Source organism: Kitasatospora sp. NPDC008050, assembly GCF_042957465.1.
In the GTDB taxonomy this organism is placed as follows: Bacteria; Actinomycetota; Actinomycetes; order Streptomycetales; family Streptomycetaceae; genus Kitasatospora.
Genome location: NZ_JBIBIJ010000020.1, coordinates 105,688 through 124,515 on the forward strand (window position 1 = coordinate 105,688; position 18,828 = coordinate 124,515).

The window sequence follows — 18,828 nt, forward strand, 5'->3', positions numbered from 1 at the left end:
GGAGCAGTACCGACCATGGCCCGAGAGTTCGAGGTCCGCCGGGAGCAGGACCTGCCCGCCACGCCCCAGCAGGTCTGGCACGCGGTGGCCACCGGCGCCGGCAACCTGGGCTGGCTCTACCCGATGGAGGTCGAGCCGCGCATCGGCGGGAAGGCCACCCGGGGCGACGCCACCGTCGTGGCCTGGGAACCGCCGCGGCACTTCGCCGTCCGGGCGACCCAGGACGGCGGGTTCTCCAACACGCTCAGCTACCGCGTCGAGCCGGCCGACGACGGGACCAGCCACCTGCGGATGGGGATCCACTGGGTGCACACCGGCGTCGTCGACGAGGCGTGGGCCTGGGACGCCAAGACGGACGCGGCCGAGAAGCACGTCGACTTCTACCAGCACGGCCTCGCCGAGTACCTCCGGCACTTCGCCGGCCGCCCCGCCACCTACGTCAGGGCCCAGCAGCCCGGACCCACCGCCGACCCGGCCGACTTCGCCGCCCTGCGCCGCCGCCTCGGCCTGGCCGACGACGCGGCCGTCGGCGACCGGTTCACCCTCCGCGCCCCCGGCCCGGAGCACGACACCGAAGAGGAGGTGGTCGTCGACTGGATCAGCACCGACTTCCTCGGCCTGCGCGGCCCGCACGCCCTGTACCGGTTCTTCAACGGCAGCACCTGGAACGTGCCGACCTGGCTCGGCCACCACCTGTTCGGCGCGGACACCGACGAGCAGCAGACCACCAAGGCATGGACCGCCTGGCTCAACGACACCCACGCCAAGGAGCGTTGATGGAAACCTCCACCCGGACGCTGCTCTTCGCCGCCGAGCTCGTCGAGGAGAACGGCACCTACGCCCTCGTCGTCGAGGACGTGAGGAGGGGCACTGTCCAGAGCACCCCGGTCCCCAAGAACATGGTCGACAAGCTCCCGGTCTTCCTCTCCGCACTTGCCGCCAAGCTCAACCCGACGCCGCCGCGTCGCCGCTGGTAGCTGCTCCGTGCGCGTCGGCCCGGGCGCCACCGCGCGCCCGGGCCCCGATGTCGAACCGGATGACGCCGGCGAGACCTCCTGCCTGTCGCACAGCCCGCGCCCGCGTCGGATGGGCGGTGACGCCGGTGCTGCGCAGGCAGGGGACGGCCCAGGCCGTCCAAGCGCCTTGGGTCGGACGCCGGCGCAGGGGTGCGCCGGGTCATTCGCAGCACCCGGCCGCCCGGCAGGGCCCAAGCCCCGGCGGGTAGTGACGTCCCTTCCGGGGCGCCGTCGACCAGGACCAGACGATGGCCCCTCGCCGAGGTCGACTGTGGCCACCGTTCCGGCCACTCGCTCGCCGTCGCCGGTGAACGCGATGTCCACAGGCGCGGAGGACGCGGTGATCGTGGCCTGAAGCACGCACCGCGGCTATCGCGAAGCTCGACAACAGCGAGCCGGGCGCCCTGACCACCCCGCCCAAGCCGCCAACGACTCCGCCATCGGCGGTGCCATCAACGCCGTCAACAACTGGGACTTCACCGCCGCCGCCGTCTGCTTGCAGGAGGTGGCCGTCGTCCCGGTCCTGGGCGACTACGTCGGCGACCATGTCAACAACTGTTCCAACGGCAACGTCATCGACCGCACGAAGTAGGACACGCAACTCGCCACGCCGCTGCCACACCCGGGGCACACAGGACCGGGCAGCGGGACCTCGACGCCATCGCAGAGATCGGCTTGCTCGCCGGAGGGGCCCCGCGCAGGCGTGGCCAGCTCCGTCGACCCCGCTGCCCTCGCGCCCGTCCACGAGACGGGCAGGCTGGGAGGGCGGTGCGGGGCCGGACCAGGACTTCCGTTCGGCACATCTGCTGTCACCTGTCTGCGTGCTTGACCGCTGTCAGAATTCCCACGGGGACTCCTTGCGCTGATTCCGGGCGCTCGCGAGGGGCAAACGGATGTCTCCGCCACCTGGTTCGGGTGGCTCGCGGAGTTCAGCAAGCTCCCTGATCGGTGGGGTCGTCCCCGTTCACCGGATCGTGGGCGTCGTCGGGCAGCAGGCTGGTACCGAAGTCCCGCCGAGGACCGGCGAGGCGTCGGGCCCGCCGCGCGGAGGTGGTGCGCGGCGGGCCCGGCCGCGGTCTGCCCAATCACCGCTCGGGGCCGATCGGGCGGGTGCCCTTCACCTGGTGGGTCTAGCGTGCCGCCGTGGTCAGGCTCCCAGCTGCTCGGCGGCGAGCGCGGTGCCCTCCACGCGGGCGCGGATCTTGGCGAACGCGGTGTCCCGCGAGGTGGAGGCGTCGTCGGCGAACGGTGCGAAGCCGGCGTCGTCGCAGGTGCCGAGCTGGTCGACCGGGATGTGGCGGGCGGCGCGCAGGACGCGGTCGCGGACCTCCTCGGCCGTCTCCACGCGTGGGTCGATCGGGTCGGTCACGCCGACGAAGACGCGGATGCCGGGCCGCAGTTGGTCGGCGATGATGCCCAGGACCCGGTCCGGGTCGGCCTCGCTGGCCAGCTGGAGGTAGAAGTTGCCGACGGTGAGCTGGAACAGGTGCGGCAGCAGGTCGGTGTAGTCGACGTCGAGGCTGTGGGGGGAGTCCTGGTCGGCTCCGGGGCCGCTGTAGACGCCGATCCGGGAGCGCTCGGCCCCGGTGAAGCGGGACAGCACCTTGTTGTTCAGCTCGACGAAGTCGCGCAGCAGCTGACCACTCGGGTCGAGCTTGAGTGACAGGCGGCCTTCCTCGAAGTCCAGTTGGACGACGTGCGCGCCCGCGTCCAGGCAACCGCGGATGTCCGTCTCCGCCTCGCTCGCCAGGTCGTCGAGGAACTGTTCGCGCGGGTAGCCGGCGATCCCGTCAGGCGGGTAGAGCAGGCTCAGGGCCGAGGGGGCGACGACGGCCTGCTTCACGGGGAGCTTCGTGTGCTGCTTCGCGGCCCGCAAGTACTCCTGCGCGTACGTCTTGTAGCGGAAGGGTCCGGAGGTCAGGCGCGGCAGCTGCCGGGTGTGGCCGTCGGCGAACGGGATGACGGCGCCGTCGGGGCTCAGGTCGGACAGCCCTTGGAGCGGATAGGTGAGGAAGCTGGGCTTGGCCTGCTCGCCGTCGGTGAGCACCGGCGACCCGGTGGCCTCCAGCCTCGCCACGGTCTCGCGGACGGCCTGGCTCCGGTTCGCGGCCAACTCGGTGTCGCTGATGTGCCCGGCCCGGAGGTCCGAGGTCGCGACCTGCAGTACGGGGGGACGGGGGATGCTGCCGATGGGTTCAGTAGGGATCACGGCGGCAGGCTAGAAGGATCGGAAGTGCAAGGTATCGCCGACACGTGCGAGATGTCCTCATGAACCACTTTCGGGGCACCGAGCACTGCTCGGTTGACGCGGGAGAGCGGGAATCGAGCCTGGCCGCGTTTTCGGCCGGAGCCAGGTCGATCGGCGCGCAGCGGGGCGGGGAGGGACCAATGAGGGGAACCGGGTTGAGCGAGATCGATTTCGACGGGGACACCGACACCGTGTGGGAGAGCTACCTGCTCGATCGGCTGCTGGACCCCGAGGGGACCAACGACGGCACCACCGCCGCACCGAACGCCGCCGCGCTGTACCTGTTCGGCGACGACGAGCAGGCTGTGCTGGCCGGTGCACTGGGCATCCGCGACGCGGACACCTATGAGGACGCCACCGACTTCTTCGCCTCCGACGCCGACGCGCTGTTCGAGTTGGTCGACGGTGAGGGGACCGGCCAGGTGGTGGACTTCGGTGGCACCGAGTACCGCGTCGTCGAACGCGGCGAGGCCGGCGGCGGCGACGACGGCCCGCTGCCGGTGGTGCACCTGCACGGCGAGGGCGACGGCATCGTGCTGGCCGGCGTGCCGGGCATCGTGCTGGCCGGCTACTGGGACGAGGAGCGCAAGAACACCCAAGGCGCCGCTACCGAGGCCGCGGTGGCCTGCGCCCGGGCATTGCGCATGGACCTGGTGCTGTAGCCGCCACAACCGCGCGGTCAGCAGATGGATCACCGACAACGACAGCGGAGGCAGAAGTGACACAACAGCAGAGGTCGACAGCGGCGAGGGTCAGCGCAGGCGGCGGACGCAAGAGGCTGGGCCCCTTCAACAGGTTCATGCAGGAGGAACTGGCCCGACTCAAGGAAGCGCACCCCGACATGCCGCACCAGGAGCGGTTCAAGATGGCCAGCGCAAACTGGAGCGCGAAGCGCTAGCTACGTTCCCGGCCACCTCCCCGGCCGCTATCTGGGCCGGAACGGAGCCCGCCTGGTTCCGGCGACCCACACCGGAACCGGCCGTGGGTGGTATCGGACGCGTATTGAGTCCTTGCTGCTGGTGCGGCAGCGCCGCTCACGCAATCCGCCTCGCGCACGGCGACCTTGAACTGGCCCGGATCGGCGACTGCCGGCTGATCGCCGGCACCGCCGAGGCACCGGCCCTGTGCCGCGCCACCCAGGCCGCCACCGTGGTGACCTCGCTGGACGAGGTCGTGGCGCTGGCCGGGCGCCGCGGCGGCGAGGTGATCGACGGCCCGAACCAGGCCCCGCAGATCGCAACCTGGCCGTCCGCCGTCCGGGCGGCGCGTTCATCGAGTGCGTGGAGTTCGATGCCGCCGCCCGGCCCGGACGGCGGGGGTAGGTCGGCTCCCTGGGATCGTGTCGGGTCAGCGGCCTGAGTGCGGATCCGCCACCGGTCCTGACGACCGGTCCGCGTCCAGCTCGTGTTCGCCGATCCGGGACAGCAGGACGTCGTTGGGCGCTCCGACGATCGGCAGTGCCAGCGCGTCGCGGTAGTGCCGTCCCAGGGCGTGGTCGGCTGCGGCGTACCCGGCCCCGCCGCACAGCGCAGCCGCCTCCCGCAGCACGTCCAGGAGGGTTCCGGTGCAGAACACTTTGGCCACCGCGGAGGCCATCGGCGGCATCGGCACTCCAAGGGACGTTGCGTCCTGGGGCGGTTGCGGATCGAGCAGGGCGCGCCAGACCGTCCGCATCACCGCGACCTTGGCCGCCAACTCGCCCGTCCGCAGGCGGATGGCGCCCTGGACGTCGGCCGGCCGGTGGGCCAGGCCGTCGCGCACGAAGCGCACGGTGTGTTCGAGGACGGCGTCGGCCGAGCCCACGGCCCGGGCCGTGTAGCTGGTCACGTCGTGGGCGAGCAGCGAGGCGGTCAGGTCGTGGTCCCAGCCGCCGAGAACGTCCTCCTCGGGGTCGAACTCGTAGTCGTCGAAGGTGATTTCGGCGAGCGAGACGCCGAGCATGCCGGCTCTGGGCAGCTCCGGTCCGACGGTCACCCCGGGGCGGGCGGGGTCCACGAGGACGCCCACGGCGGCGTTGTCGCCGCGGGCGATCGCCAGCACCCGGTCGGCGTTGCGCGCGTTGGTCACCCAGCTCTTGCGTCCGTTGAGCACGCCGGCCCGGCCGCGCCGGGTGGCGCGGGTGCGCAGCTGGGACGGGTGGCCGATGCCCTGTTCGTGGTAGGCGCGGGCGAAGACGCTCTCGCCGCGGGCCATCGGGTCGAGCCACCGTTCGCGCTGCCGCGGGGTGCCGTGCTGCGTCACCTGCCGGCACAGTTTGAGGTGGGTGCCGACCAGAGCGGCCAACGGCTGCCAGCCGCGGCCCAGTTCGTATCCGATGAGGGCGAGGTCGCGCCGGTTCCAGTCGCCTCCGCCGTACTGTGTCGGCACGGCCGCCCCGAAGGCGCCCAACTGGGCCAGTCGTCGCACCAGGGGCAGGGGGTAGCGGTCCTCCGGGTGGGCGGCCAGGTAGGGGCCGATCTCGTGCCGGGCGAACTGCGCGATCCGGTCCAGGCCCGTGTCGTCCATGCGTCGCGTGCTCACTTCCGCTCCGGGGCCGCGCGGCGCGGTGCCGACACGGCCGGGGGTCCGCCCGGACAGCGACCCCGAATTCCGCCCCCCATGGTGGCGGCGGAGCCGGCCGAGGAGGTGTCCGCCGGGCTAACGATCACTCGTGCAGGTGAGTTTCGGCTGTCGGATGCCGGAGCGAGGTGGGGCCGCCGGTTAGATGGACCGCGACGACCCGGGTGCGACTCGGGAACGTCAGCGGCGCCGGACCACTGCGAGCACGAGGACGACCATGACCCCCGCCACCCGAATGGCCGCCGAAGGTGCCGACCTGCTGATCGACCTGGAGCGCTGGCGCACCGGTGAGCCGCACGATCGCGACCAGGTGGCCCGTCGGCTGGACGCCATCTTCGGTTCATACGGCTTCTGCCTGGTCACCGGGCACCAGGTCCCGGCCGAGCTGCTCAGGGAACTCCGGGCGCTCGCCAGGGAGTTCTTCGCACTGCCCGAGCCGGTCAAGGCCGACTACCGCGCCGAGAGGGGCGGCAGCGGTTGGAGCACCGACTACCCGAACGCCCAAGGGGGCCCGGCCGACCTGAGGGAGACGTTCAGCTTCCGGGACGGCGGTGCCACGGGCTCGGCGGTCCTCGACGAGCGCCGCGCGCAGCGCTGGCCCTCGCAGGTGCCCCGGCTCGCGGAGCTGGCGGAGGAGTACCTGCGGTCGATGCGCGCGCTCAGCGACGAACTGCTGACGCTGTGCGCCCACGCGCTCGGCGCGCCCGCCGACCACTTCACCGCGCTGCGGCGCGACCCCACCCATGTCGGCGGGCTCAAGTGGTACCCGTCGCTGCGCCGGCTGGGAACGACCGCGGCGGGTGGGTACCGGCACGCCCCGCACACCGACCTCGGCGCGCTGACCGTCCTGGACCGCGAGCACGGGCTGGGCGGCCTGCAGCTCCACAGCGCCGAGGGCGGCTGGGTCGACGCTCCGTTCGTCCCCGGGACCCTGGCCGTCAACGTCGGCCAACTTCTCGCCCGGTGGACCGGGGACCGCTGGCCGGCGTGCCTGCACCGGGTCGCCCCGCCGCCCGCCGCGGCCCCCGAGGAGGACCTGCTCTCACTGCTCTACGCCAGCGGGGCCGACCAGGACGCCCTGATCGAGGCGTTCCCGCCGCCCGTCGGCCGCACCGACTACCCGCCGGTCCGCTGGAGCGAGTACCTGCGCAGCCATTTCGCCGCTGCCCGTTAGCGGTTGCGGGGAGGGGAGCGGCCATGGAGATCTACGCGCAGGACGACGTCGTGCGGCGGTACGCCGCGCACCTGTCGGCCGACCCCGAGCGGATCCGCCGGGCGAGCCTCCAGGAGAGCGCGCGCATCGTCCAGTTACCGCCGCAGGGCGGCGTTCTCGCCGACGTGCTGGACCTGTCGACGGGCAACACCACCGGTACCTTCAAGTCCTGGCTGGTCTGCCTGGCCGTCTCCCGCTACCTGGGGCAGGAGCAGCCGCTCGTCCTCGCCCAGAGTTCGGGGAACACCGCCAACGCCCTGGCCGCCTACGCCGCCCACGTCGGCCTGCGCGCGGTGATCCTGCACCCGCCGGCCTCCCGCCGCCGCATCGTGCCCCGGCTCGCCGACTCCGGCACCGTGCAGTTCGTCGAGGTCGACGCACCCGAGCACCGGATCAAGGCCGTCCTGGCGGCCTGCGCCCAGACCCTGGGCGTCCCGGTTGCCCCTGCCCCGACCGACCAGGACGAGGCGAACAAGCTGCGCGCCCACGTCCTGCGCGACGCCGGACACGAGCTGGGCCGGCAGTGGGACTGGCACGTCCAGGCGCTGTCCAGCGGGTACGGGCCGCTCGGCTTCTACGCCGGGCTGCGCGAGCTCCAGCGCACGCAGCCCGTCCAGGTGCCCCGCTTCCTCGGCGTCCAGCAGCAGGCGGTCGCCCCGTTCGTCCGGGCCCTCGGCGAGCAGTCGGGCGAGCCCGGTGAGGTCCCGGTGCTCGAACCCACACTGTTCCGCCAGACCCTCACCGAGGACCTCGTGCGGCGCATGCGGAATCTGTGCGCCTACAGCCGCGGCACCGTGCGCGCCCTCACCAACAGCCGCTACCTCCAGCTGGAACCGCGTGCCATCGCCCTGCTCCGGGACGCCGGCGTCACCGTCGCCCTCGACCCCGACGGCACACCCCGCGAGCGGGCCGGCCTCTACTCGCTGGCCGGCACGCTCGACGCCATCGAACAGGGCCTGATCCGCCCCGGCGAACGCGCCCTGGTCGTGTACACCGGTGGCGCCGCCCCCACCCCCGCCGGTACCTACCAGCCCCACTGGCGCGCCCAGCAGGACGAGGCCTGCGAGGTCGTCGCCCGCGCGGCCGCCAAGCTCTCGTCACCGCTTTCGTCACCGCTGTCACTTTCGGGGAACCATGGGTGAGTTGAGCAGGTCGTTGCCGGCGCTGCCGGCCGAGTCCGCCTCCTACTACGAGCAGGGGTGGTGGCGCCACGGCACCTTCCTGGACGACCTCCACGCACTGGCCCGCACCGCGGCCGACCGACCCGCGTACCTCAACGCGCGCACCCTCCTGGGCGAGTCGGTGACCGTCACCTTCGGCGAACTCGCCCGGTGTGTCGAACAGTTCGCCGCGGTACTGCGGGACCGGGGGGTACGTCCCGGCCAGGTGGTGGCCTGGCAGCTGCCGAACTGGTGGGAGTCGGGAGCCTTGTGGCTGGCGTGCGGCCGGGTGGGCGCGGCGGCGCTCTCACTGCCGCCGGGCACCGGCGCGCGCGAGCGGGAGGTGATGACGTCAAGCATGGGGACCGGCCTGCTCGTCACCGCGGACGACGGTGAATCCGGTGGGCACGGGACCGCGCAGGTCATCACCCTCGGCGACCTGATGCGCGACGCGGTGTCCGCCGTACCGCTGCCCGTCGCCGAACGCCCGGCCGTGCGAGCCGACGAGGTGTGCCAGGTGCTGTGCACCTCGGGGACGACCGGCCGGGCCAAGGCCGTGCTGCACACCCACAACACCAGGTACGCCGCCCTCCGGGCGGCACGGGCACACCTCCCGGAGAACGGCGTGACGGCCGCCGTCTCCACCCTGACCCATGCGATCGGGCTGCTGTTCGGGCTGCTCTCTCCGCTCGCCACCGGACAGCCCTCGATGTTCACCGACACCCACAACCCCGGGACGTGGCTGGACCTGCTGGCACGACACGACGTGAACTGCCTGATCGCGGCCCCGCGCAGCCTCGGTGAACTCGTCCGCGAGCAGCAGCGTCACCCCCGCGAGCTGAGCGGGCTGCGCCAGGTCATCAGCCTCGCCGCGCCACTGCCCGCCCCCGTCGCCGCACAGGTGCGTGCGTTCCTGTGCCCGCGACTGGTCAGGTTCTACGGCATGACCGAGGCGGGCCCGGTCATGGCGACCCGGCCGGACGACCCGCCGGGTGCGCAGGAGCGGAGCCTGGGAAAACCGTTGCCGGGCATGCGGATCCGGCTGACCGAGAGCGATGCCCCCGGGGTCGGCCGGCTGCACGTGCGCGGCCCCGGCCTGTGCCGCGGGATGTTCGACCTGCGCACCCGGCGCGTCCTGTGGAGTCCCGTGCACGATGGGGGCTGGTACGACACGGACGACCTCGTCCAGGCCGACGAGCGGGGGAACCTGCGCTTCCTCTCCCGCGCAGCCGATCGCATCGGCTGGGGCTACGTGATCCCGGTGGCCGAGGTGGAGGGCGAACTCCTGGGCCACCCCCGGGTGGCCGAAGCCACCGTCGTCGGCGTGCCGGACGACGACGGCCACGAAGTCGCCTGTGCGGTCGTGGTCCCCCGTGGTACGCCGCCCTCGCTCGAAGACCTCCGCGCCTTCCTACGGGCCAGGAACATGACCGAGTGGTACCTGCCGGCTCGTCTGGCCCTCGTGACCGCGCTGCCGCGAACCGCGCTCGGCAAGGTCCGCAAGGACGAGGTTCGCCGCGAGATCAGCGCCGATGCCCGAGCAGTGTGCGGCGGTGCCACGTGACCGGCCAGTCGCGCGGCAGCGCGGCAGCTGGCCGGCGGAGCGAAGTCACGCAACCGCAGGCGATTCGAGCCTCGTCGACGGAGCCCGCATGAGCGCCCTCCTGATCCTGCTGATCGCGATCCCGGCAGCCGCTGCCACCGCGGCGGTGCTCGCCTTCGCCGCCCACCCACGTCTTGCCGCCGCCTACCGGTTCCGCCTGCTCACCAAGGACGACGGCCCGGCCGGCACACCGATGATCCGCCTGCCCGACCAGGACATCCACGGACCCGTCCTGGAGGAGCTCTTCGCCCACGAGTCCGCGAGCCACCGCGGCGACACCCACGCACGGCGGGCCATCCGCCACTTCCACCGGCCGGCCAACGAGCACCAGGAGAACATCGACCCCGACCACCCCCGCTACGCGGAGCTGGCCAGGGCTACCTTCCGCGCCCTCGCCGTCCCGCGCGAGGAGATCGTCGCGATGGCCCGCAGGTGTACACGCCAGGTCCTGGACGACGCCTGGCCCCCCGGAACCACCAGCCGCGTGCTGCGGCTCATGGACCTCGCCGTCCCGATCTCCGCCCGCCTCATGTTCGAACTGGCCTTCAGCACCACGCCGACGCATGAGCAGATCGCGCTGATCGGCCGCTCCGCCAGAAACTCCATGCGCACCTCCAAGGGACTTCGGCCCGCCGGCGACGCCGGCGCCGCACTGGCACTCCTCGACCTCGTGCGGACCACGGTGACCGAGCACGGCGGCTGCCCCGAGATCTTCGGCCCCGACAGCACACTCGACACGACCGCCAGGGCGAAGCACCTGCAGGGCGTGTTCTTCAACACCGGCGTCATCCAGCTCTCCGAAGGCGTCTGCCACACCGTGCTCGAAGCATCCCGGCATCCGCACGTCGTCGAACGGGTCGCCGAGAGCGATCTCCGCTACCTCGACCACCTCCTCTCGGAAGCACTGCGGCTCTACCCCCTGCACGCCACGATCCAGCGACTCGTGGCGGACGACATCCCGCTGAGCCCGGCCGTGACGATCCCGCGCGGAACCCAGCTCCTGTTCGACATCGGCCGGCACCAGCGGACGGGCCACACCGAGCCGGATGCCTTCGACCCGCAGCGATGGGAGCAACGCGGCCGAGCGGACGCCGGATTCGTGGGCTTCGGCCTGGGTCTACGCAAGTGCCCCGCCGAGCGGTTCTCCCGGACAGCGGCAGCGGTGATCGTGCGAGAACTCCTGAGCACCTTCGCCGTCCACGCTCCCACCCGCCACACCAGGGGGCTGGAAGGAGGCGGCCTGTGCTGCCTGACGGCCTACAGCTCACCGGCACCTGCCGGGTTCGGGTTCGGGCTCGGGTTCAAGAAGGCGCTCGTGCGAACCCGCGACCAGGCGGAGCGAGTTGCCGTCGGCGCAGCCCAACTGGTCTGCCTGCCGCTGACCGCACGAGCGGTCCGACGCCTGCCACGCGACAGCGGCAGCGCGTGACGAGTTCGCACTTCTTGAAGACGGAAGGTTGGTCCGAGGCCAACGGCGCTCAGCAACCACGACGGTGACGCCTGACCCTGTTCACGAGAGGCCGCTTGCTCCGGCCTCCCGCCGCGGGATCCGCGCTGCTTCGACCTGCACCCTCCTGCGCCGGGCGGGGCCCGTCGGGCCCGGTGCAGGCCCCGCCCGGCGCAGGTCATCGTGCGGCGTTCACCCCACCGTGAGGCCGTCCGCCGTCACCCCGGTGCTCCCCAGGGGGACGGCGGTCACTGGTCCAGCCCGTAGTAGAGGGCGAAGTAGTCCGCCACCTGCGCGGTGTGCGGCAGAAGTCCGGGCAGGTGGGTGGTCAGCGCCTCCTTGACCGCGACCTCCAGCTCACCCCGGTCGGCGGTGTGGTCGCGGACGTACGGGTCGATCCGGCGGATCAGTTCGTAGTTGCTGGAGATGTCCTCCTGCGCCATCGACCTGTCCAGCGCCGAGGCCCCCGCGCCGGGCTCGCCGGCCAGCTTGCGGCTGATGTAGGTGACGCGGTGCAGCACCCGCCAGCACGGCGGCCGCTTGTCGGACTGCTGGGCCTGGCGCAGCGCTGCGGCGTGGGCGCTGTCGCCGCCGAGCCAAAGGGGGTCGACCACCTTGCCGTAGAAGTCCTCGAAGTTCTGGGTGTCGGTGTCCAGGTAGAAGGTCATGAACCGGTAGGCGTCCACCCGCCCCGGGACCTCGATCGCCGCGCCCGTCTCCTTGTCGTACTCCGGATCCCCGTTGGCGTCGTACTTCTGCAGGTCGCCCGGCACGTCGCAGGTGATGTCGAGGCTGAACGAGCGGGTCGACTCCTTGCCGCGGGAGCGGGTCACCGCGATGCCGCCGCCCACCGAGGCGTCGAACTGGGCGTTCGCGCCGATGCCGAAGATCTTCACGCCGCCTCCCACGGAGCCGGCCAGCGAGCCGGAGAGCTGGTAGCTGCCGGAGGTGACCTCGGTGACGGAGTCCATGGTCTCGGTGGTCTCGGCGAAGAAGCCGCCGTCCGCCGACCAGACGTAGGTGTTGACCAGGCTCCGCTTGGCCTGCGCGTCGGCCGGCCTGGCCTTGCCGTCGCGCTGCGCCGGGTCCTTGATCGGGCCGACGAACCCGGAGAGCACCTGCCGGGCCCGCTCGGCCGTGGGGTCGGCGCGGTGGGTCTCGGTGGAGACCGCGTCGTAGAAGGTCTGCAGGCGCTGCTGGTCCTCGATGATCCGCCGCTTGAGCGCGTAGGCCTCGCGCGGCTTGAAGTAGCTCAGCTCACCGCCCCCGGTCAGGCCCTGGTACTCCTCCTCCATCACCCGGTTGCCGTGCACGTCCTGCCCGACCGACCCGTCGAGGCTGCCCTGCTTGGTGTAGCGGGGGTTGATCGGGAAGGGGATGAGGTTCCAGTCGCGCGGGATGTCGGGGTTGGGCACCATCCGGTAGCAGACCAGCGCCCGGTTGTGCGCGAGCCGCAGCGCGAAGACGTCGGCCGTCTCGGACTGCACCAGGGCGTAGCCGGTGTTGGAGGGCGCGAAGCGGCGCCCGTTGTCCTTGTTGAGCTGCTTGTCGGCGTCCGGGGTCTCCCAGCCCCCGGAGAGGCCGACGGCCGTCAGCCGCCCGGTCTGCCAGCCCTGGGAGACCTCGGTCTCGTCGCCCCAGGCGTTGGCGAACTCCGTCGTCGCCCGCACACCCCAGTCGAAGCCGCCCTCGACGATCGGCTTGGCGATGCCGAAGCCGAGAGGCGCGCTGATCAGCAGCGAGTCGGCGGAGGCCTCGTTGCCCACCGCCAGCTCCAGCGCGGCCGTGACGCTGCGCTCACGGCTGGAGGAGAGCGTGTTGACCACGCTGTCGGCCCGCTCGAACTCGACCTTGGTGGCGTCGATGTAGCTGAACAGCTTGGGGCTCTTGGTGGCGATCAGGTTCTCCGAGGGCACCGGCGGGGCGCCCTCGATGTACCCGGTGATCTGGGGGTCGAACTGCACTTGGGCGACCCACTCCGAGACCAGGTCACCGACCTTGTACCCGGTGACCAGGTGCCAGGCGCCGTCCCGGACGTAGGCGTACACCCGCTTGAGCGCGCCGCTGCTGCGCCCGTAGTGGTCCCGCTGGAGGTCGGCGTACTCCTGCACGGCGGGGGCGTTCTGGATGGTGGCCAGGTAGGCGCTGGGTGTCTTCACGAAGACCGGCTGCACCTCTGCCGCGTCCCCGGAGACCGGCGCGGTGGAGAGCACGGGGGTGGGCCGCTTGGCGGCGTCCTGGGCGAGCCTGAGGTGCAGACCGCGCGGACCGCTGTCGGTGACCAGCCTGCTGTTCGCCTCGGTGGAGGCGTCGTCGAAGGAGTACGCGGCGATCAGGTCCGCGCGCTCGCCCCGCAGGCGCCCGAAGAGGTTGTCGAGGATGTTCTCCTCCGTCCGGACGGTGCGCCAGACCCGCACCTCCTCCAGCTCACCCCGGTACAGCTGGTCGGGGGCCTGCCTGCCTCCGTCCGTCCTCCACGGGTAGCGGCCGCCGAGACAGAACACGTAGGTGCCGAAGTACCCGAGGCGCTCAGGGTCCGCGGTGCGCGGCTTCACCACGACCGGGCGGCCGTTCAGGTAGATCCGGAAGGTCGAGCCGAGCGGGTCGGGGTTCTTGGTCCAGGTCGCGCCGTGCAGGCGCAGGGGGTGCGTGCCCGTCTCGTCGGCCGCGGTGTTGCCCTCGTTCTCCTCGAAGTGCCAGTGCGCGACCAGGCCCTCGTCACCGCGCGCGCCGCTGCCGAGCCGGGCCTTGTCCCGGGCGAGGTTCCACAGCCGCACCTCGCTCACCGTGCCGGCCAGGTGGCGCGGATCGGCGCCCGACCAGCCGCAGCCGAGCTCCAGCGGGCCGCTGGACTTGGCCGGCACCAGGTCGTGGTCGCGCATTTCGCCGGCCGCTTCGCCGTCGATGTAGAACGCGACGTCGAACCACCTGTCCAGCAGCATCGAGTCGATCACGTCCACCTCGCGGCTGACCGCCTCGCCGTTCTCGGTGTACGTGATGGTCTTCTTGCCCTTGCTCTCGACGAGTTGCTGCCCGGCCCGGCGGACCACCGCGACACGGTGTGCCTTGCCCGCGGTGAGGGATCCGGTGGAGACGTGGCTGCGCACGGTGCCGTCGGCGAGCTCCACCGAGTGCACCAATCGGCCGTTCTCGTCCACTCCGAGCTGGAAGGGCACCCCGTGCTCCCGGCCGCCCTTCAGCCGGCCCTTGGAGATCAGGCCCTGGTAGCCCGAGAACTCGTCGACGGCGACGTGCACCTCGACGGTGCAGTCCCCCGTGAGGTTGAGCGCGTCGCTGTGCCCGGCCACCGCCGAGGAGCGCCCGGCCAAGCGCAGTGCCCAGGACTGCTCGAAGCTGGCGGCCAGGTGCGTCCACTCGCCGTCCGCCACCCTCTCTTCGGTGGTGACCGACTGGTCGCCGACCAGGGCCAGCACCCGGCGGCCGCTGCCGGTGCTTTCCCCGAGGGCCAATGCGTACCGGCCGAAGGGTGGGTGGCAGAAGTTGATGATCCTGGCCGGCCCGGTGGTAGCGGTGGGCTTGACCCAGGCCTCCAGGGTGAGATCGTCCGCTGCGGCGGCCCCCGTCACCTGGGAGTACGGGAGGTCCAGCGGCTCGGCCCCGTTCTTGAACTTCCAGGACCGGCCCGGAGTGTCGCCCCACCAGGAGTTGGGCTTGACGCCGGCCAGGTCGGTCGCGGTGCCGTTCGCCAGGGTGCCGGTGCGGTGGGTGTAGGCGGCCTCCACCAGCCGGGAACCGAAGGCTGTGGTTGCCCCCGCCCGGCTGACCGTTACCAGCCCGGGCGTGTGGTTCACCGTCGTGACGGCCCGCCCGGCTGCCTCCGGCACGTCCATCGGGCCGTACCCGACGGCCAGTTCGGTGGCCCCGGCAGCCGCATCCGCGGTCACCAGGTACGGCTGGTCTCCGACCAGGAGGAGTGTGCCCGCGGTCAGTTGCCGGAGGGTCCCGGTTTCCAGGGTCAGCTTGCCGCCTTCCAGCGTGCTGACCTCACCGACGGCCTGCGGCAGCTCTCGTACGCCGTTGAGTGCGTCGGCGGCCCGGCCCACGTCGCGGGGCAGCAGGTCCCAGACTTCCTGGTCGGTCACGGTGGTGCCGTCGGCGGCGGTCTCGGTCAGGGTGAGCTTGCACCGGTCCGGGCTGCCGGTGGCTTCGGCCGTGACCGTCACCCTGGCCAGGTCGGTGCTCGGGTCGGCGGCCGTCAGCAGCAGCTGCGCGCTGTCGCCCGCCGCCAGCTGCTTGACCGAGCGGCCCACCGAGGTGTCGTAGTAGGCGGCGGTGAACTTGCCCTCGCCGTCACGGAAGTAGAGCCCCAGCTGCCCGGAGCCGCTGTCCAGCAGGTACGGCGTGTCCCGGGTGGCGGCGAAGCTCAGCACGGCGCCCGCCCGGCCCAGGCCGGACCTGTCGCGGCCCAGGCTCGGCATCGCCAGCCTGAGCGTGCTGCGGCCCGAGGCGCCGCCGGTGGCCCTGCCGACCTCGGCCTCCTTCTCCTCCAGCCTGCGTTTGGCGGCGTCGTAGGGGGCCCGGAGACTGCCCCCCTTGTTCAGGTTGTCGGCGTCCTGCAGGCGGGCTTCCAGGGCCAGGGCCTCGGCGTGAGCCTTTTCCACCTTCTCGGCCAGGTCGACCGTACCGACCGCCTTGATGACGGTAAGCCACCCCGTCTTTTCCGCACGGGGGTTCCAGAGGGCAGACTCTCCCTCCTTCAACTCCGGCTTGGTGCCGACCTTGCCCCAGTAAGTGCCCAGTGCATAGCTGCTCCCATTCCGTTCGACCGTCAGATGGATGGCATCCCGTTCGCTGGCCTTCAGAGCCAGCGGAACTTCGCCTCCCTTCTCCTTGGAGCGGAAGTCCAGGTCGAGCCACTGCTGGCTGCCCACGTGCTTCAGGCGCCACTTGTCCTTGTCGCCGGTGCACTTGGTCGTGCCGACCGGCACGAACTGCCACTGGGCCGTCTCGTCGGTCACCCCGGGGGCAAAGGCGAGCACTCGCGTACTTCCGGTGGCGGGCTCGGCTGCCACCAGGTTGCCCCGCTTGGTGCCGTCCCTGTCACCGTCCGAGGAGATGCGGATCAGGACGACGGTGCCCTCGGTGACGGGGTCGGCCTTCGCCGCCCGCTTCTGCTCCTCTTGAGCCGTGTGCAGGTCATCCCATGCCTTATCGGTCTCCGCCCGCAGGTCCTCGAAGGCGGCCAGGTCGTCCTCGACCAAGGCCAACTCGGCCTTCTTCTTCTCCGCCTCCTTCCTGAGCACGGCGACCTCGGCCATCAGGGTGTTGACCTGCTCGGCGTCCACCGGCTTGGCAGTGGCGCCCAGTTCGTCCAGGTCCAGGACGTCCGGGAGCTGTGCGAGCCGGCCGTCCCGGGCCACGGCGAGGTCCAGTGCGGCGACCTTGGGCGACGACTCGCCGTCCTTGGCGGACGCCCACGCCACCAGCACCCGGGCCTGCTTCTTCGCCGGTGCGAGCTGCTGGGTGTGCCCGGCGGGTGCCTCCTCCTGCTGGTGGTAGAGCAGCGCGCGCAGCCCCGAGGAGACGGTACGGCCGGACAGCGCGAAGCTTTCCCGGCGCATCCCCGGGTGGTCGCCGATCGGGGCCTGCGAGGTCACCCAGTTCACCCCGCCGGTCAGCCTGCCGTGCGCCGCCCGCTGCGTCGCGTCGAACACCCGGGTGCCCGAGCCTGCGTCGAAGCGGTAGTAGCCGGTGAGGCCCGGCTCGTCGCCGACCAACCGGTAGGAGCGGTCCTCGGCCAGCTCGGCCGCCCGGAGGGCGCGGTCCCAGATCCGGATCTCGTCGATCACCCCGCGGTAGCAGCCCTCGGCCTTGCCGCCGACCTCCTGGGCACCGACCGTCAGCCGCGTCCGCTCGCCCTTGCCGGCCGGGAGCTCGGCCGCCTTGCCCGCAACCCCGTTCACGTACAACGTGGCACCGGTGCCGTCGTACGCCACGGCCACGTGGGTGTAGACCCCCTCGCCGACCGGCACCTCGACCGCGGAGGTGGCCGCCGTCCCCGCCCCGTCCGCGTCGTGCTGCACGGCCACCTTGCCGGCCGCCGTCAGCTCCAGCCGCCAGCGCCCGGGCGTCACCGCCGTGGTGTCCGCCTTGGCGGCGGGAGCCTTACCGGAGGCGGACAGCAGTGTGCTGCCCCAGGCCTGCGGACTGAGCCACAGCTCCACGGTGTACGGGCCCGCGCCGAGCGGCAGCGGCGTCCTGGTGTCCACCGCGAGCCGACCGGTCTCGCCGTCGAAGGAGAGCGCCGTCTCGGCGAAGCCCTCCCCGCTCTCGGCCGGCACCAGGTCCTTGCCCGTGAAGGGGCACTTGCCGGGCGCGCGCTCCAGCACGGCGTCGCTGTACCTGGCGTCGGGGCTGGTGTAGAGCCGCGAGCCCTGGGTGTGGAACAGCCCGTCCTTGCCCTGCTCGACGTTGACCGCGTCGATCACCCCGGCGTCGGGCTTGTCGACGAAGAACTGCCAGTGGCGCAGGTCGCCGACCTCGGTGGGCAGCAGCACCGCCGCGAAGCGGCCACCGGTCACCCTGCCCAGGAAGCCCAGTTCCAACGTGGGTTCGTGGAAGTCCCGCCCGTCCATGTCAGTGGTACCCAGGCCGTCCTTGGCCGAGTCCGGCCTGGTCCGGTGGCGGCTGCGCCGGTAGCGCACCTCGGGCACCGGCAGCAACTGCGGGCCGGACACGATGAATCGGTCACAGAGCAGCGCGTCGACCGCCAGGCCGATCTTCTCTCCCTCCACCAGCTGAAGCCGCGGGCTCTCCCGGTCTCCGGTGTACGTTCCCTCGCTGGTGCGCAGCAGCGCGTCCCCGTGGTCGGCCGCCACCGACTGGCGGAAGACGTAGAGGTACTTGCCGTCCGAGAGCGCCTGGAACGGTGCCTCGGCGGTGAGGCGGGCGGTGCTGGAGAGGAAGGTGTCCGTCGCCGTCGGGCTCAGCAGTTCGTCCGTAGGCGCCTCCGTGCGGGTGCCCCGTCGTACGGCGGGCAGCCGGGTGGCGCCCATCAGGGCGAAGCCGACCTTGGCGATCTCGCTCGGGAAACGCAGCTCGCTCGGATCGTCCGCCCAGTGCAGCACGTCGAGCTGGCTCGGCTCCGCCTTCGGGTCGGTCAGTCCCTTCGTGGCGTCGGCGGGCCTGCTGTCCAGGTCGAGCACGCTGTAGTAGATCCGGCGGTCGGCCGCCAGCGCCAGCGCCACTGTGGTGCCCGCGTGACGCACCAACGTCGTGTGCAGGTACGTGCGATCGCTGTAGACCTTGGTACGGGAGGTGTCGGGGGACAATGCTTCCTCACTTCGATTCGAGGAGCCGTCCGGGCGCGACAGCGCACCCGGGCTCCTCGCTCCCGGGGAAGCAGCGCGTCCGCCTGACGGCATGACAAGGGAGCAAGATCGACTCGCTACCTGACCCATACTCACCACAGAAGTTCGCACGCCGGGACACCTCAGCCGACCGTTCGCCGGATCGAGTGAACATCTGCGTCGCCGCCCCCGTAGCCGTGGGACAGGCGGCGTTCGCCGCGTCCACGGGTTTGCCGTTCACCTGCCCGTCGGAGGTCTGCTTCGCCACTCCT

The 18,828-nt window shown here is 71.9% G+C and carries 11 protein-coding genes and 1 pseudogene; 9 read left to right on the forward strand and 3 right to left on the reverse strand.

The features are described 5' to 3' along the window. Positions 1 to 15 precede the first annotated feature (15 nt). The 3 genes and pseudogenes from ACFZB9_RS30715 to ACFZB9_RS30725 form a co-directional block, all read left to right on the forward strand. Entirely contained in the window at positions 16 to 777 is a 762-nt protein-coding gene (locus ACFZB9_RS30715) for an SRPBCC domain-containing protein (protein ID WP_391452578.1), read from the forward strand. Further along, complete coding sequence (locus ACFZB9_RS30720; protein ID WP_391452581.1) at positions 777 to 977, forward strand: hypothetical protein; 201 nt, start codon at positions 777 to 779, stop codon at positions 975 to 977. Before ACFZB9_RS30715 ends, ACFZB9_RS30720 begins: the two co-directional genes overlap by 1 nt. A 451-nt stretch (positions 978 to 1,428) precedes the next feature. Then, positions 1,429 to 1,608: pseudogene (locus tag ACFZB9_RS30725) on the forward strand (hypothetical protein); the annotation flags it as partial. 555 nt (positions 1,609 to 2,163) lie between these two features. Here ACFZB9_RS30725 and ACFZB9_RS30730 read toward each other — a convergent pair. Next, a complete protein-coding gene (locus tag ACFZB9_RS30730) occupies positions 2,164 to 3,225 on the reverse strand; it encodes a 5-methyltetrahydropteroyltriglutamate--homocysteine methyltransferase (protein WP_391452583.1) in 1,062 nt (353 codons plus the stop codon). Between the two features lie 194 nt (positions 3,226 to 3,419). Here ACFZB9_RS30730 and ACFZB9_RS30735 point away from each other — a divergent pair, with 194 nt between their 5' ends. Continuing rightward, on the forward strand, positions 3,420 to 3,926 hold the full coding sequence (locus tag ACFZB9_RS30735; protein WP_391452585.1) for a hypothetical protein: 507 nt from the start codon (positions 3,420 to 3,422) through the stop codon (positions 3,924 to 3,926). A 340-nt stretch (positions 3,927 to 4,266) separates the two neighbouring features. Next, positions 4,267 to 4,623, forward strand: a complete 357-nt coding sequence (locus ACFZB9_RS30740; RefSeq protein WP_391452587.1) for a hypothetical protein — start codon at positions 4,267 to 4,269, stop codon at positions 4,621 to 4,623. On the opposite strand, the gene ACFZB9_RS30745 is transcribed toward ACFZB9_RS30740, so the two are convergent. Further along, complete coding sequence (locus ACFZB9_RS30745) at positions 4,612 to 5,784, reverse strand: acyl-CoA dehydrogenase family protein (protein ID WP_391452589.1); 1,173 nt, start codon at positions 5,782 to 5,784, stop codon at positions 4,612 to 4,614. The genes ACFZB9_RS30740 and ACFZB9_RS30745 overlap by 12 nt on opposite strands. A 256-nt stretch (positions 5,785 to 6,040) precedes the next feature. Between ACFZB9_RS30745 and ACFZB9_RS30750 the strand changes: the two genes are divergently transcribed. The 4 genes from ACFZB9_RS30750 (at position 6,041) to ACFZB9_RS30765 (ending at position 11,228) form a co-directional block, all read left to right on the forward strand. Beyond that, entirely contained in the window at positions 6,041 to 6,997 is a 957-nt protein-coding gene (locus ACFZB9_RS30750; protein ID WP_391452591.1) for an isopenicillin N synthase family dioxygenase, read from the forward strand. A 23-nt stretch (positions 6,998 to 7,020) separates the two neighbouring features. Beyond that, positions 7,021 to 8,178, forward strand: a complete 1,158-nt coding sequence (locus ACFZB9_RS30755; protein WP_391452593.1) for a pyridoxal-phosphate dependent enzyme — start codon at positions 7,021 to 7,023, stop codon at positions 8,176 to 8,178. Between the two features lies 1 nt (position 8,179). Further along, positions 8,180 to 9,760 (forward strand): AMP-binding protein, encoded by a 1,581-nt coding sequence (locus tag ACFZB9_RS30760; RefSeq protein ID WP_391452595.1) that lies wholly within the window; start codon positions 8,180 to 8,182, stop codon positions 9,758 to 9,760. A gap of 88 nt (positions 9,761 to 9,848) precedes the next feature. Further along, positions 9,849 to 11,228: a cytochrome P450 gene (locus ACFZB9_RS30765; protein ID WP_391452596.1), complete on the forward strand. Its 1,380-nt coding sequence runs from the start codon at positions 9,849 to 9,851 to the stop codon at positions 11,226 to 11,228. Between the two features lie 266 nt (positions 11,229 to 11,494). Here the strand turns inward: ACFZB9_RS30765 and ACFZB9_RS30770 are convergent, their stop codons facing one another. Continuing rightward, positions 11,495 to 18,538, reverse strand: coding sequence for a LamG-like jellyroll fold domain-containing protein (locus ACFZB9_RS30770; RefSeq protein WP_391452598.1), 7,044 nt, complete (start codon positions 18,536 to 18,538; stop codon positions 11,495 to 11,497). Positions 18,539 to 18,828 lie beyond the last annotated feature (290 nt).